This is a genomic window from Candidatus Thermokryptus mobilis, assembly GCF_900070205.1.
Lineage (GTDB): Bacteria > Bacteroidota > Ignavibacteria > Kryptoniales > Kryptoniaceae > Kryptonium > Kryptonium mobile.
In genome coordinates, this window is the sequence record NZ_FAOO01000008.1 from 47015 (window position 1) to 69843 (window position 22829).

At 38.7% G+C, this 22829-nt stretch carries 21 protein-coding genes; 11 read left to right on the forward strand and 10 right to left on the reverse strand.

From position 1 onward, the window contains the following. The first annotated feature begins 27 nt into the window (after window positions 1–27). Window positions 28–1203, forward strand: coding sequence for a class I SAM-dependent rRNA methyltransferase (locus tag FKZ43_RS06420; RefSeq protein ID WP_140945049.1), 1176 nt, complete (start codon window positions 28–30; stop codon window positions 1201–1203). Then, window positions 1200–1973: a glycerophosphodiester phosphodiesterase gene (locus tag FKZ43_RS06425; protein ID WP_140945050.1), complete on the forward strand. Its 774-nt coding sequence runs from the start codon at window positions 1200–1202 to the stop codon at window positions 1971–1973. The genes FKZ43_RS06420 and FKZ43_RS06425 overlap by 4 nt, the downstream gene beginning before the upstream one ends. Here the strand turns inward: FKZ43_RS06425 and FKZ43_RS06430 are convergent. After that, window positions 1956–2795, reverse strand: a complete 840-nt coding sequence (locus FKZ43_RS06430) for a hypothetical protein (protein ID WP_140945051.1) — start codon at window positions 2793–2795, stop codon at window positions 1956–1958. The genes FKZ43_RS06425 and FKZ43_RS06430 overlap by 18 nt on opposite strands. A gap of 20 nt (window positions 2796–2815) precedes the next feature. Further along, on the reverse strand, window positions 2816–4375 hold the full coding sequence (locus FKZ43_RS06435; protein WP_140945052.1) for a M20/M25/M40 family metallo-hydrolase: 1560 nt from the start codon (window positions 4373–4375) through the stop codon (window positions 2816–2818). A gap of 135 nt (window positions 4376–4510) precedes the next feature. On the opposite strand from FKZ43_RS06435, the gene acnA reads away from it, so the two are divergent. The 9 genes from acnA (at window position 4511) to FKZ43_RS06480 (ending at window position 16360) form a co-directional block, all read left to right on the forward strand. Continuing rightward, window positions 4511–7180 carry an aconitate hydratase AcnA gene (gene acnA / locus FKZ43_RS06440; protein ID WP_140945053.1) on the forward strand — a complete coding sequence of 890 codons (2670 nt, stop codon included), beginning with the start codon at window positions 4511–4513 and terminating at the stop codon, window positions 7178–7180. A gap of 103 nt (window positions 7181–7283) precedes the next feature. Continuing rightward, a complete protein-coding gene (locus FKZ43_RS06445; protein ID WP_140945054.1) occupies window positions 7284–7724 on the forward strand; it encodes a rubrerythrin family protein in 441 nt (146 codons plus the stop codon). Window positions 7725–7792: 68 nt separating this feature from the next. Continuing rightward, window positions 7793–9067, forward strand: a complete 1275-nt coding sequence (locus FKZ43_RS06450; RefSeq protein ID WP_140945055.1) for an anaerobic glycerol-3-phosphate dehydrogenase subunit C — start codon at window positions 7793–7795, stop codon at window positions 9065–9067. Between the two features lie 23 nt (window positions 9068–9090). Next, on the forward strand, window positions 9091–9564 hold the full coding sequence (locus FKZ43_RS06455; protein ID WP_140945056.1) for a Dps family protein: 474 nt from the start codon (window positions 9091–9093) through the stop codon (window positions 9562–9564). A gap of 70 nt (window positions 9565–9634) precedes the next feature. Continuing rightward, entirely contained in the window at window positions 9635–10225 is a 591-nt protein-coding gene (locus FKZ43_RS06460; protein WP_140945057.1) for a DUF3501 family protein, read from the forward strand. Between the two features lie 22 nt (window positions 10226–10247). After that, window positions 10248–10646 (forward strand): Fur family transcriptional regulator, encoded by a 399-nt coding sequence (locus FKZ43_RS06465; RefSeq protein ID WP_140945058.1) that lies wholly within the window; start codon window positions 10248–10250, stop codon window positions 10644–10646. A 130-nt stretch (window positions 10647–10776) separates the two neighbouring features. After that, the gene (locus tag FKZ43_RS06470) at window positions 10777–13332 is read left to right on the forward strand and encodes a tetratricopeptide repeat protein (protein WP_140945059.1); all 2556 of its coding nucleotides are present in this window, start codon (window positions 10777–10779) and stop codon (window positions 13330–13332) included. Between the two features lie 65 nt (window positions 13333–13397). Then, a complete protein-coding gene (locus FKZ43_RS06475; protein WP_140945060.1) occupies window positions 13398–15566 on the forward strand; it encodes a CHASE2 domain-containing protein in 2169 nt (722 codons plus the stop codon). Window positions 15567–15577: 11 nt separating this feature from the next. After that, a complete protein-coding gene (locus tag FKZ43_RS06480) occupies window positions 15578–16360 on the forward strand; it encodes a biotin--[acetyl-CoA-carboxylase] ligase (protein ID WP_140945061.1) in 783 nt (260 codons plus the stop codon). A 2-nt stretch (window positions 16361–16362) separates the two neighbouring features. Here the strand turns inward: FKZ43_RS06480 and FKZ43_RS06485 are convergent, their stop codons facing one another. The 8 genes from FKZ43_RS06485 to FKZ43_RS06520 all read right to left on the reverse strand — a co-directional run bounded on the left by FKZ43_RS06485 (window position 16363) and on the right by FKZ43_RS06520 (window position 22823). Next, the gene (locus FKZ43_RS06485; RefSeq protein WP_140945062.1) at window positions 16363–17166 is read right to left on the reverse strand and encodes an ABC transporter ATP-binding protein; all 804 of its coding nucleotides are present in this window, start codon (window positions 17164–17166) and stop codon (window positions 16363–16365) included. Further along, on the reverse strand, window positions 17153–17638 hold the full coding sequence (locus FKZ43_RS06490) for a C40 family peptidase (RefSeq protein WP_140945063.1): 486 nt from the start codon (window positions 17636–17638) through the stop codon (window positions 17153–17155). The genes FKZ43_RS06485 and FKZ43_RS06490 overlap by 14 nt, the downstream gene beginning before the upstream one ends. 52 nt (window positions 17639–17690) lie before the next feature. Further along, window positions 17691–18548, reverse strand: a complete 858-nt coding sequence (locus FKZ43_RS06495; protein WP_140945064.1) for a sigma-70 family RNA polymerase sigma factor — start codon at window positions 18546–18548, stop codon at window positions 17691–17693. 37 nt (window positions 18549–18585) lie between these two features. After that, a complete protein-coding gene (locus tag FKZ43_RS06500) occupies window positions 18586–18852 on the reverse strand; it encodes a EutN/CcmL family microcompartment protein (protein ID WP_140945065.1) in 267 nt (88 codons plus the stop codon). Between the two features lie 20 nt (window positions 18853–18872). Continuing rightward, window positions 18873–19145: a EutN/CcmL family microcompartment protein gene (locus FKZ43_RS06505; RefSeq protein WP_140945066.1), complete on the reverse strand. Its 273-nt coding sequence runs from the start codon at window positions 19143–19145 to the stop codon at window positions 18873–18875. A 61-nt stretch (window positions 19146–19206) separates the two neighbouring features. Continuing rightward, window positions 19207–19410, reverse strand: a complete 204-nt coding sequence (locus FKZ43_RS06510; protein WP_140945067.1) for a hypothetical protein — start codon at window positions 19408–19410, stop codon at window positions 19207–19209. Window positions 19411–19433: 23 nt separating this feature from the next. Then, window positions 19434–21155, reverse strand: coding sequence for a sensor domain-containing diguanylate cyclase (locus FKZ43_RS06515; RefSeq protein WP_140945068.1), 1722 nt, complete (start codon window positions 21153–21155; stop codon window positions 19434–19436). 72 nt (window positions 21156–21227) lie between these two features. Further along, entirely contained in the window at window positions 21228–22823 is a 1596-nt protein-coding gene (locus FKZ43_RS06520) for a thiamine pyrophosphate-dependent enzyme (protein ID WP_140945069.1), read from the reverse strand. Between the last annotated feature and the right edge of the window lie 6 nt (window positions 22824–22829).

The following is a 22829-nucleotide window of genomic DNA, read 5'->3' on the forward strand; positions in this document are numbered from 1 at the left end:
TCAAACTAACCTCAAAAAATCAACTTTATGGAAATTCTGCTAAAAAAAGGAAAAGAAAAGAAAATAAAAAATTTCTACCTCTGGGTCTTCAAAGACGAAATTGAAAACCTTGAACAATTAAAAAACAAACCAGCACAAATAGTTGATGTGAAAAGCTCCTCCGGAGAGTTCCTCGGCAGAGCTTTTCTCAACCCAAAATCGCACATAGTTGCACGAATGCTGACGCTTGAAGATGAGAAAATAAATTCCGATTTTTTCAAGCGAAGGATTAAGGATGCAATTGAAAGGAGAAAAAAACTTAAAATAAAGTCAAACGCCGTTCGCCTCATCCACGCTGAAGCTGATTTCTTACCCGGATTGATAGTTGATAAGTTTGGGGGTTATCTCGTACTTCAAACACGCATAGCTGGAATTGAGAATTTCAAACACGAAATAGTTTCAATTCTCACCGATATTGTGAAAACCTCAGGAATTTACGAAAGAAGCGATATGGAGTCAAGAAAAGAGGAGGGGCTTGAAATTACTTCTGGAGAACTTTATGGACATGTTCCAAGATATGTTGAAATTGAGGAAAATGGTTTGAAGTTTTTAGTTGATCTGCACTACGGTCAGAAGACAGGGTTTTATCTTGATCAGCGAGATAATAGGAAAAAAGTTCAAGGGTTGATAAATAAAGGTGATAAAGTTCTTGACCTTTTTTGTTATTCAGGGGCTTTCAGCATTTATTGCGCAAGCGCTGGAGCCATGGTTATAGGGATTGACTCCGATAGAAGTGCCACTGACCTTGCGAGGGAAAATGCAAAATTAAACAATGTCTCAAATAGAGTTAAATTCCTAACCGCTGATGCATTTGAAACAATTGAAGAGATGGCTAATTCAGGTGAAAAGTTTGACCTTGTGATAATTGACCCACCAGCGATGACGAAGACGAAAAAAGGAGCTGAAAGCGTTAAATGGGCTTTTTATAAACTCGCCCTCAATGCTTTGAAAATGCTTGACCCCGGGGCTAAACTTGTTATATCATCGTGTGCATATCATATCTCGCTTGACCTTCTTCAGGAAGCGATAAGATTTTCCGCAAATGACCTCGGAAAGAGATTAAGGGTTATTGATATAACTTTTCAACCCGAAGACCATCCCTGGATTTTGCAAATGCCAGAGACATTGTACTTGAAAACAATTTATCTTGAGGTTCTAAAATGAAATCCGAAGAGGTTTTCAGAAGTTTCTTCAAAACGAAATCATCTCTCGTTATCGCTCATCGTGGTTATTCAAAAATCGCTCCCGAAAATACAATTTCAGCTTTTAAACTCGCGGTTCGTTTTAAAGCAGATATGATTGAACTTGATGTCAGAATCACAAAAGACGGTACGCCTGTTATAATCCATGACTCAAAAGTTGATAGAACGACAAATGGGACTGGAAGGGTCAAAAACTTTTACCTTTGGGTTCTCCGCGAACTTGACGCAGGGAGTTGGTTTGACCATAAGTATATCGGTGAAAAAATCCCCACCCTTAAGGAGGTTTTTGACGCTGTCGGTGGGAAAATCCCAATCAACATTGAAATTAAAAGCGCAAGCATCAAAGATAAGCTTACCGAGAAAGTACTAGCTGTGATTTATGAGAATGAAATCGCTGATAATGTCTTGATCAGCTCTTTTGATCCAAGGGTTTTGAAAAATGTCAGAAAACTCACAGACGAAATCCCAACGGGATTTCTTTATCATTATCCAATTTATTTTAACCCCGTCAGAACCCTTTTAAATCTCGGTGCGAATGTTCTGATACATAATTACAAATTCACAACACCCAAACTCGTTGAAAAGCTTCACAACGCTGGGTTTAAGATATTTGTCTACACTGTTAACAGCCCCAATCACATCTTGAAAATGCTTGAAATCGGCGTTGACGGCATAATAACTGACGATGTCAAATTAACGAGGCGAATTTTAAACTCATTTAATCAAACTTAAAGTTGACTTAACTTTTTGAGTCATCGGCATCGTCATCTCAACCTGACCTGATATTCCCATCGCTATATCCATTTCGGTGTCCATTTCCGAATAAACTATTACCCCGCTTTTAACTTCAACCCATACAGTGCCCTTGTTTTTCCCTTCGCCTTCAAGCCCATAATTCATCCCTTGAATAGTCCCACTCCCACTTAGTGAAAGGTTTGCGTCAAGTTTTAACCTTGCACATTCTAAACCGAGTTTCTCTTCAATGCCTTCAAAAGTATATTCCCCATTTGTCTTGACAATCGTTTTGCCCTCTTCGGCAGTTGATGTATCAGAATATGAGAACGACCAGGATTTGCCTGGCGTTAATTTGTCTTGCGGAAATACGAGCGAGAATGTATAATTTCGCTTATCAATTCTCCTTGTTCCACCGCCCATCGGGATTTGAACTTCACCTCCCTCAATGATTTCGTAATTCAAGGGTTTCCCGTATTTATCATGAACTTGTTTAAATTTGAAAGCGATTGGGAAGGAAAACGTTGTATCCATCGGTGGCATCTGTGTTTTAATGCTTGTCTTTATCGTGTCAATGGAGATTATCATTTCAACATTTCCATTTGGAGAGACATTTTGGATGAGATACTTGAATTTTGATTCTGTCTTTGAGAAAACAACCTGTTCCATTCCCATTGCTGATTGTATCACCGTTGTCTCAGATAGAAGCAAATAATTGAATGTTTGCCCCGGCTCCGGCTGAAAACGCAAAGAAACACCTTGTGAAAATCCAAATTCAACAAGGATAAATAGGACAAGCGAAAATATTGATGGTTTCCTCATCTTTAAATTTCCATTTTGTTTTAATTTGCGAGTTTGTCTTCGTTTAATTTCGGCTTGAAATCTGAATTTGCAATTCTATATGCGACCAAATAACAAAGTTTCGCAACCTTTTCAATTTTTGCGAAGTTAATTTTGCTGACTTCGTCTGATACCTTGTGATAATCTTCATGTTCACCTGAGTGGAAAAAGATGACAGGGATGCCTTTTCTTGCGAAGTTTGCTTGGTCACTTCTTGGAAAGTCCCTTTCTCCATCATATGAAAACTTAAATCCGATTTTTTGATTTTCTTCTTCTGCGATCCTTTTCATATCTTCGCTGTAACTCCAACCGATCAAGATTAAGCTATCAATTGAATTCCTCCCAATCATATCAAGATTTATCATCGCAACCGTTTTTTCAATTGGGAAAAGCGGGTTGTCAACATAATATCTTGAGCCAAGCAATCCCTTTTCTTCACCGCAGAAAGCGATGAAAAGAAGGCTTCTTTTCGGTTTCTTCTTATTCAAAGCAAATGCCTTAGCAACCTCAATCATTCCAACTGTTCCAGAAGCGTTGTCATCAGCGCCGTTGTAAATGCTATCTTTTCCCATTGTCCCCGTAGTATAACCAACATGGTCATAGTGTGCCCCTATGATGATAACCTCATCTTTTAACTTCTCATCTTCGCCTTCAATTAAGCCAACGACATTATTTGCATAGACCTTTTCCTTTGCGAAACTTATCTTCATTTTAATTTTTACATTTTCAAATTTAAACGATTTTGGTTTCAGCGTTTCATCAATTGATCTCTGTATATCTTTCAAGACCTGTATATCACCGAATAGTGCTTTTATGAAGTTTTCCCCAGCTTCAATTGAAGGTGGCATTTTGCTGAGTTGATATGACAGTTGAATCGGCAAAGAAGCGCGGGGCAAATTTTTGTAAAGTTTGGGCCAAACATAACCCCTCGGCTTTAAAATTGAATGATTAAGCGGATCCGGGATGATTATAACTCCAACTGCACCGTGTTCAAAAGCGTTTTGAGCTTTATATCTCGGGAATGAATATCTTGTGGGATTTTTCCCATTAAATACACTTGTTGTGTCGCTTTCCTGTGGTTCATCCCTTAACACAACAACTATTTTATCTTTTACATCTATTCCCTCGTAATCGTCATAGCCGTATTCCTTCGCTGTAATCCCGTAACCTGCGAATATGACTTCTGCCTCAATTTCACCATCTGCGAAGTTAAACGGGATGAAATCCTCACCAAGTTTAAAAACTATCTGTTCCCCATTTTTTGACAAAATTAAAGCGTTCTGCTCAGCAAGGTCAATTCTTACGAACTCAACCCTTTGGAAATAACTTCCGTTTACCGGTTTTAATCCATATTGCTTAAACCTCTCGGCTATGAAATTTCCAGCGATATCAAGTTCAGGGCTTGGTGTGTTTCTCCCTTTTAAAGAGTCGGATGCAAGAAAAGATATATTTTGTGCGATGTTTTCGGCAGTGATTAATTCAAGCCCGCTTTTGAACCCATCTTTTGTGACTGCACAGGACAGAAACAAAACAGGAAGAATTAAAATTAAAAACCTTCTCATATCACTTGACTTTTTTGTTTAAAGGTAAAAAAATTGATGTCGCAAAGCAAGTCCCTTTGCCCGAAACTTTGAATTTTTTTGAGGTTTTGATTAACTTATCAACGAAAACAAAAACAAACGTAAACCTATACCGCTATGACACACCCATTTAAAGAATCAATAAGCACGATAAACATCGGTAGAAGGAAATTGAAAATTTTCAATCTTACCTGGCTTGAACAGCAAGGGCTTGTCAATCTTTCAAAACTCCCTTATACGATAAGAATACTGCTTGAAAACATGGTCAGAAATTGCGATAATTATCTCGTCACAGAGGAGGATGTTAAAACTGTAGCTGGGTGGAAGCCGAAACCGGAGTTAAAAGAAATTCCTTATATGCCTGCAAGGGTTTTGCTTCAGGATTTTACAGGTGTTCCTTGCGTCGTTGACCTTGCTTCAATGAGAGATGCTGTTAAGAAACTTGGGAAAGACCCTAAAATTATAAACCCGCTTAAACCAGTTGACCTTGTCATTGATCACTCAGTTCAAGTTGAATATTTTGGCACATCTTATGCTTTTGATTGGAATGTAAAAAGGGAGTTTGAACTTAACAGAGAAAGGTATGTGCTTTTGAAGTGGGCTCAGAAATCGTTCAAGAATTTCAGGGTTGTTCCCCCTGGCACAGGGATAATCCATCAAGTAAATCTTGAATATCTTTCAAGTGTCGTAAGGGTTGAAGATGGTTTTGCTTTTCCAGATACGCTTGTCGGCACCGACTCCCATACGACTATGATAAACGGCATCGGTGTTCTCGGATGGGGTGTTGGTGGAATTGAAGCTGAGGCAGTAATGCTCGGACAACCATATTATATCACAGTCCCTGAAGTCATAGGTGTGAAGTTAACTGGGGAATTACCCGAGGGAGCAACCGCAACTGATCTTGTTTTGACCGTTACGAATGTTTTGCGAAAGAAAGGCGTCGTTGAAAAATTCGTTGAGTTCTTTGGACCTGGGGTGTCAAAATTGTCAGCCGCTGATAGAGCAACGATTGCGAATATGGCTCCTGAATATGGAGCAACTTGTGGGTTTTTCCCAATTGATGATGAAACACTGAAATATCTTAAGCTAACCGGCAGGGAAAATTTAGCAAAAATTGTTGAGGTTTATGCCAAGGAGCAATTCCTCTTCAGGTATGAGGATTCACCAATACCTGAATATACCGATGTGGTTGAAATTGATATGAGCCAGATAGAGCCGACGCTTGCAGGACCAAGCCGTCCGCAGGATAAAGTTTTGCTGAAGGATATAAAAGTTCATTTTGAAAAAGTATTGAAGGAGAATTACAAGGTTGATAGTGAGCCGAGAAAATCTGTTGAGATTTTTTATCGTGGTAATAAGGTTGAACTTACCCATGGATCAATTGCTATAGCAGCTATAACTTCCTGCACAAACACTTCTAATCCGACTATTTTGATAGGTGCCGGTTTACTTGCGAAAAAAGCGATTGAAAAGGGATTAACAGTTAAGCCCTATGTTAAAACAAGCTTAGCCCCCGGGTCACGGGTCGTTACTGAATACTTGCAAAAAGCTGGTCTTATGCCATACCTTGAATCGCTTGGTTTTCATCTTGTCGGTTATGGCTGCACAACTTGCATTGGCAACAGCGGACCACTACCAGAGCCAATTTCAAAGGCGATCTCTGAAAATAATCTTATCGTCTGCGCTGTTTTAAGTGGCAACAGAAATTTTGAAGCACGAATCCATCCACTTGTTAAGGCGAATTACCTTGCATCTCCAATCCTTGTGGTTGCTTACGCTATAGCTGGTAGAATTGACATTGATTTTAACACCGAGCCAATCGGATATGACCCGAATGGAAATCCTGTTTATTTGAAAGATATCTGGCCAAGTCAAGAAGAGATAAAGGAAACAATTGAAAAGGTCCTTGAGCCGAAATTATTCAAGAAGAAATATGCCGATATTTTTGATGGAACAGAATATTGGAAGGAAATAAATGTAAAAGATAGCGAGCTTTTTGAATGGGACATAAATTCAACTTATATACAAAACCCACCATTTTTTGAGAATCTGACGCTTGAACCTCAACCACCAAGCGATATAGTCAACGCTTACTGCCTCGCTGTATTTGGGGACTCAATCACGACCGACCATATTTCACCCGCTGGTTCAATTTCAGAGAATAGTCCCGCTGGCAAGTATCTGATTGAGCGTGGTGTCCCGAAATCTGAATTTAACACATTCGGCGCAAGAAGAGGAGCTCACGAGGTTATGATGCGCGGTACATTTGGAAATGTAAGAATTAAGAACCTTATGACCCCCGAAGTTGAAGGTGGGTGGACGATATACATCCCAACCGGCGAGAAAATGTTTATCTATGATGCAGCAATGAAATATAAGAAAGAAAACCGTCCTCTCATTGTGATTGCGGGGAAAGAATATGGAACAGGTAGCTCGCGCGATTGGGCAGCGAAAGGAACATATTTACTTGGCGTTAAAGCTGTCCTTGCTGAAAGCTTTGAAAGGATACACCGAAGCAATCTTGTAGGAATGGGTGTCCTACCACTTCAATTTAAAGAAGGGGAAAATAGAGAAACGCTTGGATTAACAGGCTTTGAAGAATACACGATAGAGGGCATAGCTGAAGGTTTATATCCACGTAAAATTTTGAAGGTTACAGCTAGATCCAAAGATGGACAATCAAAAACTTTTGAAGTCATTGCCCGTCTTGATACACCGGTTGAGGTTGAATACTATATCAATGGTGGAATAATGCAAACTGTCTTGAGAAAGTTGATCAAGGATTAGAAAATTCTAATCTTTTTAAACTTGACAAATTGATTTTAAAAGTGTATATTACAATTGCAAATAGTAATAATTATCATTTAAAAACAAAATTTGGAGTAAAGCCATGGCAAAATCACTTGCTGGAACAAAGACGCTTGAGAATTTGAAGGCTGGATTTGCCGGTGAATCCCAAGCGAACAGGCGTTATCTTTATTTTGCAAGACAAGCAGACATTGAGGGGTATCCCGATATTGCAGGTGTCTTTAGAGACACGGCAGAGGGTGAGACCGGACACGCTTTTGGGCATTTTGACTTTTTAAGGCAGTATGGTGCTGGGGATCCGGTGACAGGCGAGCCAGTCGGTGATACAATTTCAAATCTTAAATCTGCCATAGCAGGCGAAACATATGAATATACGGAGATGTATCCTGGGTTTGCGAAGACAGCACGGGAGGAAGGATTTGATGATATCGCTGAGTGGTTTGAAACACTCGCCAGAGCTGAGAAATCCCATGCTGGTAGATTCCAAAAGGCGCTTGAAAGCTTGACTGGTGGTAGCAAGTAATTTTTAAAAGTGCGGGGCATTGCCTCGCCCCGCTTTTTTATTTTTAAAAATTAAATCTGGGAAAGCTCATGGTCTTTGATTTAAAAGACCCCAAGTTTTGGGATGAAGAAGCACTTTTAAAGGAGATGCATAGAATTTTTGATATCTGTAATGGTTGTCGTCTTTGTTACAATCTTTGTCCGTCATTTGAGTTTTTATTTAAAAAGATTGATGAAACCGACAATCTTGATGATTTAACAAAAGAGGATTATTTCAAAGTCGTTGAACTTTGTTATGATTGTAAACTTTGTTTCCCTAAGTGTCCGTATACACCACCGCATCACTACGAGCTTGATTTCCCGAGGTTGATGTTAAGGGCAAAAGCTGTGAAAGCGAAGAAAGAAGGGATTCCATTGCGTGATAAAATTCTTGGGCAAGCAGATTTGATAGGGAAACTTGGGAGTAAATTTGCGGGTTTGATCAATCTTGCGAACAGATTAAAAGTTAGCAGAATTTTAATGGAAAAGATACTTGGTATCCACAGGGAGAGGAATTTACCTGAATATCATAGCGAAACATTTGAAAGGTGGTTTAAGAGATATTCAAAGCAAAATGGAAAGGAAGAGAAAGGAACAAAGAAAGTTGTTCTCTTTTACACTTGCACCGTTAATTACAATGAACCCGAACTTGGAAAAGCGATTGTTAAAGTTTTAGAACATAATAATATTGATGTTGTAGTTCCAGAGCAAAAATGTTGCGGTATGCCTTTTCTTGATGGCGGTGATATTAATTCAGCGATAAAGAGTGCAACTTTTAATGTTAAGTCGCTTGTGAATTTCGTAAAACAAGGTTTTGATGTCGTTGTTCCAGCGCCAACTTGCAGTTATATGTTGAAGCAGGAATATCCGATGTTGCTGCCGGATGATGAAAATGCAAAATTGGTTTCTCAACATACCTATGATATTTCTGAGTATTTGATGAAAATTCACCGAGAAGGAAAGTTAAAGACCGACTTTAAGAACCCACAAGGGAAGATTATTTATCATTTACCCTGTCATCTGAAAGCACAGAATATAGGTTACAAGTCAAGGGATTTACTTGAGTTGATACCTGGAACAGAGGTTGAAATGATTCAGAGATGCTCTGGTCACGACGGAACTTGGAGTATGAAGAAGGAATTTTTTGAGATGTCAATGCGTGTTGGGAAGCCAATTTTTGATAAGGTTAATCAAGATGATTCCGGTTCATCGGTTTGTTCTGATTGCTTGTTAGCACAATTGCAGATTGAAAAAGGAACTGGAAAGAAGGGTTTACATCCAATACAAATTCTTTACAACGCATATGGTTTAAATGAGGAAAAATAACAAAAAAATCTATGGAGGTAGTTATGAAGCCGAATATCGGAATAAGTGAAAAAAATCTTGAAGGAGTAATTAAAATTTTAAGCACCTTGCTCGCTGATGAATATGTCCTCTATACAAAAGCGAGAAATTATCACTGGAATGTCGTAGGTCCACAATTTAATGAACTTCACAAATTCTTTCAGTCAATTTATGAAGAGCTGAATGAACACATTGATGACATAGCTGAGAGAATACGGTCACTTGGTGGGTGGTCAGTTGCAACTTTGAGTGAATTTTTGCAATTGACGAGATTGAAAGAGCATCCTGGGGAATATCCCGACGCAAGGAAGATGATTGAGAACCTTTTGAATGATTATGAAGCAGTTATAAGAACTTTGAGAGAGGATATTGTTAAGGTGGGTGATGAATACAAAGACCTTGGTACTGCTGATTTTCTTACCGAGCTTATGGAAAAACATGAGAAGACGGCTTGGATGTTAAGGTCTTTTCTTTCGTGATATTTTAGGGGAGGGGATCAAATCCCTTCCCTTCTTTTGTTAAATTTTAAAATTAAACTTCGGAGTTAAGATGAGAAAAGTTGAACTTACGGAAGTGAAAAACATATATGAGTATGAGAAGATCAGAGATGATTTCAGGAAGTATATAATTGAGTTGAAAAAAAGACGCAGAATCTCCGTCGGTGATAGAGTTACGCTTGTGTTTGAAAATCACGACACGGTTCTTTTTCAGATCCAAGAGATGATGAGGGCAGAGAGAATGGTGGATGACGACGAGATAAAATTTGAGGTTGAGACATATAATCAGCTTATACCTGAAAAAGATGAGTTAAGCGCTACATTGTTTATAGAGGTTGACGATCCGAAGCTACTCCGTCCAGTCCTTGATAGTTTTATAGGGCTTGACCGAGGTAATCATGTGTATTTGCAGATTGGGGATAAACATAAAATTTATGCTCAGTTTGAGGAGGGGCATAGCAAAGAAGATAGGATAAGCGCTGTTCATTTTATTAAGTTCAAATTTACGCCCGAACAGATAAATGACTTTAAGGACTTTAGAAATGATGTCAAAGTGGTCATAGATCATCAAAATTACAAGGCGGAAGCGGTTATGAGCAATGAAATGAGGCAGGAATTGATAAAGGATTTTGACTCAGATTAAAATTTTAGTGGAGTAATTTAAAATGGCTAATCGTAGAGGGAGTAAACAAAGGGAAGCGATACTTCGTATCCTTCGGGATACGAATATTCATCCCACAGCTGATTGGATATATATGGAGGTGAAGAAGGTGATTCCGAATATAAGTCTTGGGACTGTGTATAGAAATTTGAATTTGTTAAGGGATGAGGGATTGATTCGTGAAGTTGTAATTCAAGGTTCTGCAAGCGCCAGATACGATGCTAATCTTGAACCGCATCATCACTTTGTTTGTGTCGGTTGTAATTCGGTTTATGACTTGCCTTCACGAGGTGGGAATTTGAACATTGATGAGCTTTTGGTTGGACGAAACTTTAAAGTGAAATTTGTCAAGGTTGACATCTTCGGGCTTTGTGATAAATGTCAGGCTAAGGACCTGCAATAGTTAAGCGACCCGATTTCGGGTCGCTTTTTTATTTTGATTTAAAGCACAATTTTTGATTCCTGGGTTGATATTTTGGGGAAAATTTTTAAAATTTCCTTGGATTTCAAATTAAAAATTTTGGAGGTACGCCATGAAGGGATTTTTAGGTTTCATTTTAAGCGCTATTCTTTCAGCATCTGTTTTTTCACAAGATGCTGAAAAGGCGATCAAAAGGATGACGCAACCAGATGTCATGGTCGTAGTGGATGAGTATGTTGATGGAAGTTTCGTTGGGACACGGGCTATAGCTGTTAGCATTGAAAACGAACTTTTGAAAGAGGGGTTTAAGGTTATTGATTATCATATGTTTGAAAATCTGAGGGCAAAAGAGCTTGAAGCGTCCGAGGGAAATCCTGAAAAAGCAAGGGAATATTCAAACCGTTTTGGCGCTGAGATTATAATTCTTGGATATGCACAAGCTGAATACGGTGGGGAAACGGAGTTTTACGATGTAAAACAGCATAAATACACAGGACAGGTTGACATTAAAATTATTTATGCTGAAACAGGTGAATTGATAGGTTCAGTTACAGCGAGTGATAGGAGATTTGGTCAAGATAAAAAGGGAGCGGTGAATGCATTGTTTAAAAGTTTAGCTTCAAAAGTTACTAAAAATGTTATAAGTAAGTTAAAGGAGAGAATGAAAGAGGAGGAGCAAGCGAGGAAAATTGAAATAGCAGTTTATGGAATTTCCCCGAGTAAGGCGCTTGCGCTTGAATCAAAGTTAAAAGATGCGATTTCATCTGTTAAGGCGTTAAAATATAAGTTTTTTGACACAAATGTCCTTGTCTTTGATGCTATTATTTCCAGTGAAGAGCAGCTCAGGCGTGAGCTGGCAAATTATGGAGAGCTTAAAATTGTGAAATTGACGCCGAGGCGGGTGACCTTAAGCCCGCCGGAGATGGAAAGGGAAGCAAAGTCAACGGCAACCGAGGGGATACTTGATATAGTTGATTTTTCAATTCCGCCGATTTTCCCATCCCAATATAGTTTTTATGCTTATAATCCGATCGGTCAATTGACGGTTGAAAATCCAACGAATAGGGAGATTCGCAATGTTAAAATTTCAATTTTGATCCCAGATTATATGAAAGTGCCAAGTGAGAAAGTTGTTTCGGTGATTAAGCCGAATTCAAAAGAGCAAATAACTGTTCCAGTCACTTTTGACATTAAATCGTTGTTGAAGTTGAATGAAAATGTAATCGCACAAGCACAGGCAAAAGTTACCTACACATCTGGTGGCAAAGTTGAAGAGAGAAGTTTGTCAAAGCCAGTGACGATTTATAATAGAAATTCTATTTCATGGAGGATTCCTGAATCGGTTTGTTCTTTTGTCACACCAAATGATGGGGTCGTCAAGGAATTTGCAAGAGTTGTTCTTGGCTCGGTGAAACTTCCCGAGACAAACCTTCCAAGGAATGTAATCAATGCAATTGTCATTTATAATGCTGTTCGCACATACGGGATAAAATATGTTTCCGACCCTTGGAAAGTCGCAGGTGGAGAAATTCTTGACAATGTTTATTTCCCAAGGGAGTTGCTTTATTATAAAACTGGTGACTGCGATGACCACGCTATTTTGCTTGCCTCTCTTCTTGAAAGCGTTGGAATTAGAACAGCTTTTATACTTACATCTGATCACATATTTTTGATTTTTGATACAGGTGTTCCAAAGAAGAACGCTTATCTTGTGAGTTTTAATCCTGGTGATTACATAATTTATGATGGCAGTGTTTGGTTGCCAATAGAGACGACTTTGATAAATGAATCCTTCACAACGGCTTGGAAGACAGGGGCAGAGGAGTATTATAAGCTTGGTGGTTTAGATAAGATTGGAGCATTGGAAGTTAAGGAAGGCATAATTTTTAAATCGGGAAATATCTATATAATTGATGTTCATCGGGGCTGGAAAGTTTTTCCACCTGTTGATGTTGAAGGACTCCCAGGACCACAGACAAAACCGGATATTTCGCTTGTCTCGTCAAGTGTATTAAAGGATTTAGATATGTTCAAGGAAAGTTACAGGCAGACATTAACAGAAATGATCAATACGCTTGGAAGCAAAGGGGATGAGGTTTCAATTAATAAAATTGCAAAGATACTTGTTTTGTTTGATAGGTATGATGATGCTGAAAAGTATGTCTCAAAATTTTCTGGCGCTGTTACATATAATTCCCTTGGTAATATTTACTTTTTGAAAAATGAACCCTCAAAGGCGTTTGAATTTTACAAGAAAAGCATTGAACTTGACCCCAACGATGGGGGCGTTTATCTTAACGCTGGTCTTCTCTTTTATTTGAACGATGAACCCGAAACGGCACAGGAATTTTTTGAGCTGGCGATATCTAAATTTAAAACACCAGAAGAAGCATACGAGGTGCTTGGAATTGAAGATATATTGCGGGAGTTTGAGGGTGTAGCAGCTGAAAAGAAAGATGTTTCAAAGAAGCAAGTTTCAAAGGAGGAGTTGAAGAAATTAATTGAAGAAGCTTCAAAGGTATCAACTCAACAGTCAAAGAAAGGGAAGGAATACAAAAAAGAGGAAATTTTTGAAAAGGGACAGAATGTCTTTGTGTTTGGAGGTAGGAGAGGGGCTGACCCAACACAATTGCAGACGGTTAAATCGCTGCTTTACTGGAAGTTCTAAATTTTGAGTTTTTGATCGGTAAGATTAAATTATCTCTGCTTGATAAATTAAATTTTCCGCTCGTGATGAAATTTTTTCAGCGAAAGAGGATTAGGTATGTACCATTCGGTATGTTGTTTGCTACAGTTTCAATTTTGCTTGCTTTCCTCTTGTTTAAGACGGATATATTTGGAGGCTTCTTCAAAGCGCTTGAATATAAATCACTTGATGTTATGTTTAAATGGCGTGGCGCTGTGCTTCCAAATCCAAATTTAATAATCGTCAAGATTGACGAAAGGGAACTTATAGATTTCGGCTACCCAATTCCCCACAACATTACAGCCCAAGCGATATACTACATGACTGAAGCCGGTGCAAAGGCAATAGGTATAGACCTTTTTCTCAACAAGCAAAGCGAAGAAGCGTTAAATAAATTGCTTGTGTATTCAACTGAATATTCAAATGTTTACCTTGCTGTTGGACCTTATCGTCCAAGTGGGATTTCCGATGAAGAGCTTGACTTTTATATAGATAGCCTCGTTCATTATAAAGTGAGTAAATGGGGCGTTCCAATCCAGCCACAAATGAAGAGATATTTCCATCGTTCTGTCACATTTGCTGGTAAGTCATTTGATGAGCTTGTTGATGCTTGCTTGGGAATTGGGCATGTTGCAATTTTGCCCGACCCTTTTGATGGGGTACAGCGTCGTGTCCCGTTGTTTGTTGAATATGCCGGCAGGATTTATCCCTCTCTTGGAGCTGTGCTCGCATTTGAATATCTCGGAATTGATTATAAAAATGTGAAGATAATAAAAAAGAGAAACGAGATTGTTTTTTCTTTTGATGGGCTTCAAATACCGACAAGCTTAAAGTCGGAACTTTTTGTCAACTATGCTGGACCCGACACAATTTTTAGGCAAGTTTCACTTTATAAGGTTATTGAGGCGGGGATAAATGGAGACAAGGAATTTTTATCGCAATTTAAAAATGCGGTCGTCATCATAGGACCAACTGCTCGCTCGCTTGGGGACCTTGGACCAAATCCCTTCTCTGAAAAATCCCCGAATGTTTATATACATGCGAATGTTTTTAACACCATTGTATCTCAAAATTTTATCCGTCCGGTTAGTTGGCGGGTTCAGCTTCTCATTATGATTGTATTAACGATGATAGTTGGCATTTCTGGCTTCATAACGAGGTTTCACAATAGTTTGATTTTAACGGTGGCGATACTCGTTGGATATTTTGCTTTTTCGTTTTTATCTTTCACGCAACTTTTAAGATGGTTTTACAATGCTGAGCCAACGCTTAGCATTTTAATTTGCTATATTTCTTCGGTGAGCTATTTGACGATAAGGGAGAACAAGCAAAAGCAGCAGATAAGAAGTATGTTTGAAAAGTATGTTGATGCTTCGGTTGTTGATAAATTGATTGAAAATCCAGAGCTTATGGCTTTGGGTGGGGAGGAGAGAGAATTGACGATTTTGTTCAGCGATATTCAGGGTTTTACAACTATGAGCGAGAAATTGACACCACATGAACTTGTAACTTTATTGAACGAACTTCTTGATGAACTTTCGCTTATAATTTTTAAGAACAAGGGAACTATTGATAAGTACATAGGTGATGCGATTATGGCCTTTTGGGGCGCCCCGATCCCGGACGAAAACCATGCATACAACGCTTGTGTCACGGCAATTGAAATGCAGGAGAAATTAAAAGAACTTCGTGAAAGGTGGAGAAAGCTCGGTAGACCTGAAATAAAAATGCGAATCGGTATAAACACTGGAAGAGTCATAGTCGGAAACATGGGTTCAAAGGTTAAATTCAATTACACTGTGATAGGGGATGATGTGAATCTTGCATCTCGGCTTGAGGGTGCAAATAAAGAATATGGGACAAGTATAATGATAGGCGAATCAACCTATGAGAAAGTTAAAGATAAAGTCGTCGTGAGGGAACTTGACCTTCTTGTTGTCAAGGGTAAAACTGAACCTGTTAAGGTTTATGAACTTATAGGTCTTGTTAACAATACATTACCAAGTTGGATAAATGAGTTTATTGAAGTTTATCGCGAGGCGTTGAAGCTTTACCGTGAGAGGGAGTGGGATAGGGCGATTGAACTATTTTCAAGGGCGCTTGAGATTTATCCGGACGATTATACTTGTAAGTTATATATTCAGCGATGTTTATATTTCAAAGAGGTCCCACCACCTGAAGATTGGAGCGGTGTTTTCGTAATGCAAACCAAGTGAAATTTGATCAAATGGAACTAACGGAAGAGCACATAACATCAAATCTTGGGACGACGATTTTCGGAAGGAGAATAATTTCTTTTAAAAGTATAAAATCCACAATGGACTATGCCAAATCACTTGCTGAAAGAGATGAACCCGAGGGAACAATTGTTATAGCTGATTATCAGTCAAAAGGGAGAGGTAGATTTGGGCGGGTTTGGACTTCAGAGCCGGGGAAAAATATCTTGATGTCAATTATAATCCGACCTTCAATACCGCTTGAAAAGTTTGGTTTGATTTCATTTTTAAGTGCTGTTTCCGTGGCTGAAGCAATTGAGAAAATCGCAAATGTTAAAGTTAACACGAAATGGCCAAACGACCTTTTGATAAACGGAAAAAAAGTTTCTGGAATACTTATGGAAGCATCAATAACCGCTGATAAAGGCGATTTTGTTATACTTGGAATCGGTGTCAATGTAAATCAAGAGGGGTTCCCAAAGGAAATTAAAAATTATGCGACTTCACTTTTAATTGAGACAGGAAAGTATTATGACAGAGTTGCTCTCCTTCAAGAAATTTTGCGCTCGCTTGAGTCAAATTATCTAAAAGTCAATCAAACCCATGATTTCACTGAAATTATGAAAAAGTGGAAAGAGAAATGTTCAATGCTCGGCAAGGAAATTACACTTATACACGCAGGTAAGACGATAAATGGAACTGCTGTTGATGTTGATTCCAAAGGATTCCTTCAGCTCAAAGTCGGGGAATCCACGATCAGTTTATCTTCGGGGGAAGTGACCATTGTCAAGTGAGGTCAAAGCGATAAAAATTTGGCTGATTCAATTAGTTTTATTGTATATGGATGCGATGGTTTTGATAGGACAGCTGAGGTATCACCACTTTCAACGATTTTGCCTTTGTGCATGACATAAACTCTTTTTGATATTTTTGTTACGATGCCAAAGTTATGCGTTATGAGTAAAATAGATGTTTTATATTCCTTTTGGAGTGAATTGAAAAGTTCAAGGATTTGATATTGGGTTAGAGCGTCAACCGATGATGTTGGCTCGTCGGCGATGACAAGCTTCGGTTTAAGTGCAAAAGCAATCGCTATTAAAATCCTTTGTTTTAATCCACCCGAAAGTTGATGTGGGTAAAGATCAAAAATTTTTCCCGGCTCCTTTATTCCGATTTTTTCAAATAATTCAAAAACCCTTTCGCGCGCTTCTTTTTTGTTCATCATAAAGTGAGATGTGAAGACCTCAGCTACTTGTTGTCCAACCGAGAGGACGGGGTTTAACGAGTTTGAAACATCTTGGAAAATTATGCTTATTTCACGCCCTCTGATTTTTCTCATTGTGTCTTCATCAACTTTCAAAAGGTCAATCTCGTCTTTCCATAGGATTTCGCCATTTACGATTTTACCAGGCGGATCAATGAGCCGAACGATGGATAAAGCTGTTACGCTTTTGCCACTTCCAGATTCCCCCACAAAAGCGACGGTTTCACCTTCATCTATTTCAAATGAGATCCCGTCAACTGCTTTTATAATTTTGCCATCGGTTGTGAAATGTACAGCGAGATTTTTAACCCTTAAAAGCAATTTACTTTGATTCAATTATTCTTTTAGCGCCGTTGAATCTCTTGCGGTAATATGGATTGTTGATTGAAGAAATTGTAACGCCTTCACTTACGCTTGCGTGTGCGAAAAGTCCGTCGCCTATGTAAATTCCAACATGTGAAGCTATTTCCCCGGTCGTGTTGAAAAATAAAAGGTCACCAACCTCAAGCGAGTCGTAATCGGTTATTAAACTTCCAAGTTTAAACTGTTCAGATGTCGTCCTCGGTAAGTTCAAACCAATTGCGTTTTTGAAGACAATCATCGTGAAGTATGAACAATCCATTCCTTTTATTCCGTCGCTGCCTTTTTTATATAGTGTGCCGATGTGGTTTTTGACCTCGTTGATAATAGCTTTTTTGAGATCGGATGGTTTTGCTTCCTTTGGAATTCTTTTTTCGGTGATGTTTGAATATCTTACTGCGGGTAAACATGAGATGAGAAACAAACATAGAAAAATTATCGCTCTCACTTTAGGGCAAATTTTTTTAAAAAGACCCGACCAAATGGGCGGTCGGGGCAAATTAACCAAGATATGCTCTAAGGGCTTTGCTTCTGGAGTGATGTCTAAGCTTTCGGATGGCTTTTTCCTTAATCTGTCTAACCCTTTCTCTTGTAAGTTTGAATTTTTCACCGATCTCTTCAAGTGTGAGTGGATGTTCATATCCGATCCCGAAGTAAAGCTTAACAACTTCCCTTTCCCTTTGATCAAGCGTGCTGAGCGCTTCTTCAATTTCTTTTCTAAGGGATTCTCTCATCAATTCATGGTCGGGCATTGGGTCATTTTCATTAGGCATTATGTCAAGGAGTTTGTTATCCTCTCCTTGTACGAAGGGAGCGTCCATGGAGATATGTTTTCCTGAAATTTTCAAAGTATCGGCAACCTCATACACGCTCATGTCAAGTTCTTCAGCGAGTTCATTAGTGCTGGGTTCCCTTTCAAATTCCTGTTCAAGTTGGCTGAGTTTTTTCCCTATCTTATTCAAAGCGCCAACTCTATTGAGAGGCAAACGAACGATCCTTGATTGTTCAGCCAGTGCTTGAAGTATTGATTGTCTTATCCACCAGACAGCATAAGAGATAAATTTAAATCCCCTCGTTTCATCAAATCTTTTCGCAGCTTTTATCAGTCCAAGATTACCCTCGTTTATAAGGTCTCCAAGTGGGAGACCTTGGTTTTGATATTGTTTTGCTACGCTGACGACAAAACGAAGATTTGCTTGAATCAACCTTTCAAGTGCTTTCTCGTCCCCTTGTTTAGCTCTTCTTGCAAGTTCAATTTCCTCCTCTGGCGTAAGAAGTTCATACTTACCTATTTCCTGAAGATACTTATCAATTGAAATACTTTCGCGATTTGTTATGGTTTTCGTGATTCTCACCATAGCTTTGCGACTCACCTCTTTTCTTTTTTGTTTCTATTTATACAAGGTCAATTTTTTCGATTATTCCTACAATTGAAGCATCAACGGGAGCTTCTTTAACACCCATTGGTATAACTGCCTCACGAGCGGTTATATACATGACTAATTCTCCTGGACCAGCCCCAATAGTATCAACAGCTATAATTGGATTTCCAATCTTTTCTTGCTTTGAATTTAGCGGTTGAATTATTTGAATTTTAAACCCGTTCAAATTTTTATCTTTTATCGTAGCCCAAACAGTTCCGATCACCTTTGCGATGAACACTTCTTTGCTATTTTAATTTTTTAATCCGATACAACATCAATCTTATCAACTATTGCCATTATAACAGCGTCAACGGGTTTATTCTTGGTCACAGTGGTAAGTCGTGCGGAACTGCCCGTGGCGACAAGGACGATCTCCCCAACGCCAGCTCCAACACTATCAACCGCTATTAAAAAGCTGTCCTTAACTTTATAATCAAGGTCAACATGCTTTACAATTTGAAATTTTAAACCTGTCAAGTTCTCGTCCTTTTTAGTCGCCCAGACAGTCCCAACAACTTTGCCTAATATCATCCCGTACCTTTAACTTTATTGCTCACTGATAAATTAACTTTAAAATTTTTTAAAATGTTCCTTACATTGCATAAACTTCCTTCTCGTTGCATTTGCATACTTTCACCGATTTCGTATTAAATCTCCATGAATTTTTGGTGTCATCTTTTCTTGAAACGACAAGTTTAGCTGTAAGAAGCGGTGCCCCGCACTTTGGACATGCCTCAATGACTTTTTTGGCATCCTTTGCTACTTTGTCAGCAAATGAAGCTACTTTCTTTGCCATCTCTCTACCTTTTTAAGTTTATTTTAGAAAACTTTAACTATGTTTTCGGCTGATTGCTTTACTTTTAAAAAGCCGTTCATTACTCTTAAAAAGAATTCCTCTGCATTTCTATCGCCGTCCCAGGGGGAAACGCCAACTGTAATGGTTACGCTAAAACTTTTATCTTCAAATCTTATCTCATGGTTTGATATACTCCTTCTCAACTTTTCCGCCCAAAGTTGTGCATCAGTTGCATCCATTTCTACAAGAGCTACACCTATTAAATTTTCATCAAGTTTCCCGGCTAAATCAAACTTGTTTATCCTCTCCCTAACTATGTTACTTATCTCAGGAAGAATTAAGTAGGTTGCCTCGCCACCATAGGTCTTTCTTATGTAGTCAAGGTTATCAACGCTAAAAAGTACGAGTGAGAGGAAACCACCGTGTTTTAGTTTTCTTTCTACTTCGGCATCAAGTCGCAACAGAAAATAGTTTTTACGCATAAGAAGTGTCGCTTCATCATAGATGAAATAATTTTCAATAAGTTCGTTTAAATTTTCGTTTTCAAGTATTACACCTGTTATTTTTGTAAGTGCCTCAAGTTTTTGTAAATCGGAGTGAGAGGCGAAAAAGTTCGGCTTTGAGTGTTCAAAAATCATGGCGCCATAACACTTGAAGCCGTGGTTTATCGGAATTACAGCGATTGACGATTCTAAATTTATTTTTTCATTTTCAGTAAATCTTACTACTTTACCCACAGTTCTTGTGGACGGAATTATTTTTGCTCGTCCAGTTGTGATAACTTCACCAACGATAGACCCAGTTAGGTCAATGGGTGTCCCAACATCAATATATTTCCCAATTTTTGATTGCCCAATTTTTACAACCCATTTTTCATCCTCTTGAAGCACAGCCCCAAACGCTACACAGTCAAGTATTTTAATGGCGAAATTTTGAACTTTGTTTAAAATTTGTTCTACATTCGTCAAATTAGAATCGCTTATAACTTCAAGAACCTTGTCACTGTAGAAAAGGTCAAATTTCGTAGTGTAATTTTCTATCAGGTTTGAAATCAAATCCGCAAATAGTGCGATATTTTTTAAATCGTCTTCGCTAAAGGTTTGGGTTTGTTTTGAATCAACTAAAATGACGCCGATGACTTTGTTTCTGTATGTTACTGGATAAACAAGCAGTGATTTTACACCGACGCTTGGACTTTGATATTTTATCACATCTTTTTCGGCAAGTATATCCCCGAGAATTTTGGGGTTGCCAGTTATTGCTACATCCGTTAAAACATCATCGTCCCAGTTATATCTTTTCACAAAATTATAGCCAAGTTCAGTTATGCCCTCCTCAAGGACCATTTGTCGTTTGTCCTCATTTGCCCAATAGAAAGCAACTGAATCGGAGAAAATTTGATTTTTAATTATCGTGAGAACTTGTCTTAATAGCGTTTTAAATTCATCTCTTGGATTTAGTTTTTCCGTTGGTGTTGCTGTAGTTTGTTCCTGTTTTTTTATTATGAAACCTTCTTCGCGTTGTGTGCTTGTTTTGAATGTTTTCACGTTCAAATTTGAAAGTTCGGTTGCTTTTTTTCTCTTGTTTAAAAAAATTAACAGCAAGACGAATAATGAACCAAGTAAAGTAGCCGCGAGAACAAAGCGCAAGGTTTTATTGTCAATCACGACGATCAAAAATAAAAGCATAAGAAAGAAAGCAACCGCAGCAATGAAACTTGCAGGATTTTTCTCCTCTTTGGGCATTCTCGTTCAATGTGAATGAAAGAAAATTTGTTTGAAAATTAATAACATTGTTTCAAAAAATCAAGTTAGTTTCTATCTCAATCCTGCAAGTTCCTGTAGAAGTCGCCAATTTTTAAGACGATCTTCTTGAGCTTTGAGCAAGACCTCATCGGGGTTACCATCTTTATCAAAGTGTTTGGCAAATCTTCCCTCGGTCCTCGCAAAGTAGATAAAATCAATAACCTCGCCGGTTTTCGGGTGAACATACCAATCCTCTTTTACGGCTGGATTACCCTGCAGACTGAGACGTTCTTTTATTGTTTCACCTTTTCTTGGGTCATAAATCAAAAGAGGAAATGCTCTTGACTCAACCGCAAGGCGTGCTTGATGCATTGCCATATCATCGCCAACGCCGTGTTCAGGTTGACAAGTGGTATAAACTATAACGACAGCTGGTCCCGGGTATTCATTGGCTGAAATAATTGACCTATAAAAGTGGTTTATGTGTGCAGCTGTTGTTTGGGCTACAAAAACATCAGGATGCATCATTATAATTTGAGCGAGTTCCTTTCTACGCTCTGATTTGCCTTTTATTTCCTTACCGTAAGCTGAAAGTTTTGTGTCTTGTCCTAAATAACTTGATGTTGATGATTGACCGCCTGTGTTTGAGTAAACTTGGGTATCAAGGACTAAAACTTTTATGTCCATTCCTGAGGCGAGCATTCTTGAAAGCGATTGAAAGCCGATGTCATACATTGCTCCGTCACCGCCGATGACCCACAATCTCTTGTGTTGCCAACCCATTTGGTCCCATCTTGCCCTTATTCCAATTGCAACTGCTGGGGCATTTTCAAAAAGTGAATTTATCCACGGAACTCTAAAGGGGTTATATGGATAAGTTGAAGAATAAACCGTGTTACAACCGGTTGCTGCAACAATGCCTATATTTTCTGGGCCATATACAAAACCAGTTGCAGCAAGCATCATTCTTATTGCGGTTGCTTCGCCACAGCCCATACAAGAGCCAGCCCCTCCGACATAGAGCAGTGATTTACCAGCAAGCATCATATCTGCGAGGACTTTGTCCTGGATATATTCTTTGGGCGTTTCCGGAAGTTTCGTGTAAAATTCAAATGTTTCTTTATATGTCTTTAAATTTTCCCTTGTCTTTTTAACCATTTGCAAAGCGTTGTGATCACCGCAAGCAAAGACACATTCAGCGCAACCTTTGCATTTAGTGGGGTCAATTGCTATCATGAAAAGCCCCGGCTCAATTCCTTTTCGCTTCGGAACATCATAATATTTCGTCGTCTTAGCAAATTGTCTTCTTAAATGTTCGCGTTTTACGGGGTCTTGGATTTTATTTAGTTCCTCCTCAAGCTTTGACTCTGGAATGACCTTTCCAAGTATTGCCGTGTCTGGACATTCGGTCACACATTCCATACAGCCAACGCAATTATCAGAGTTAAAGAGCGGAATTTCTGGGGCGATATAGCTAAAATCACGTAAAGCACCTGTTCCAGCTGGGATGATGCTCCGTGCGGTGTAAATATCAGCGGGTAATTCTTCTTCAGCAGTTCCATTGTTATATGCACCAACGACTTGCTCGTTGAAGTATCCAATATCTATGATGTCCTTGTAAATTTCCTCAAGATTTTCTGTATCAAAATAATTTTTTTTCTCTTCCATTTTTCT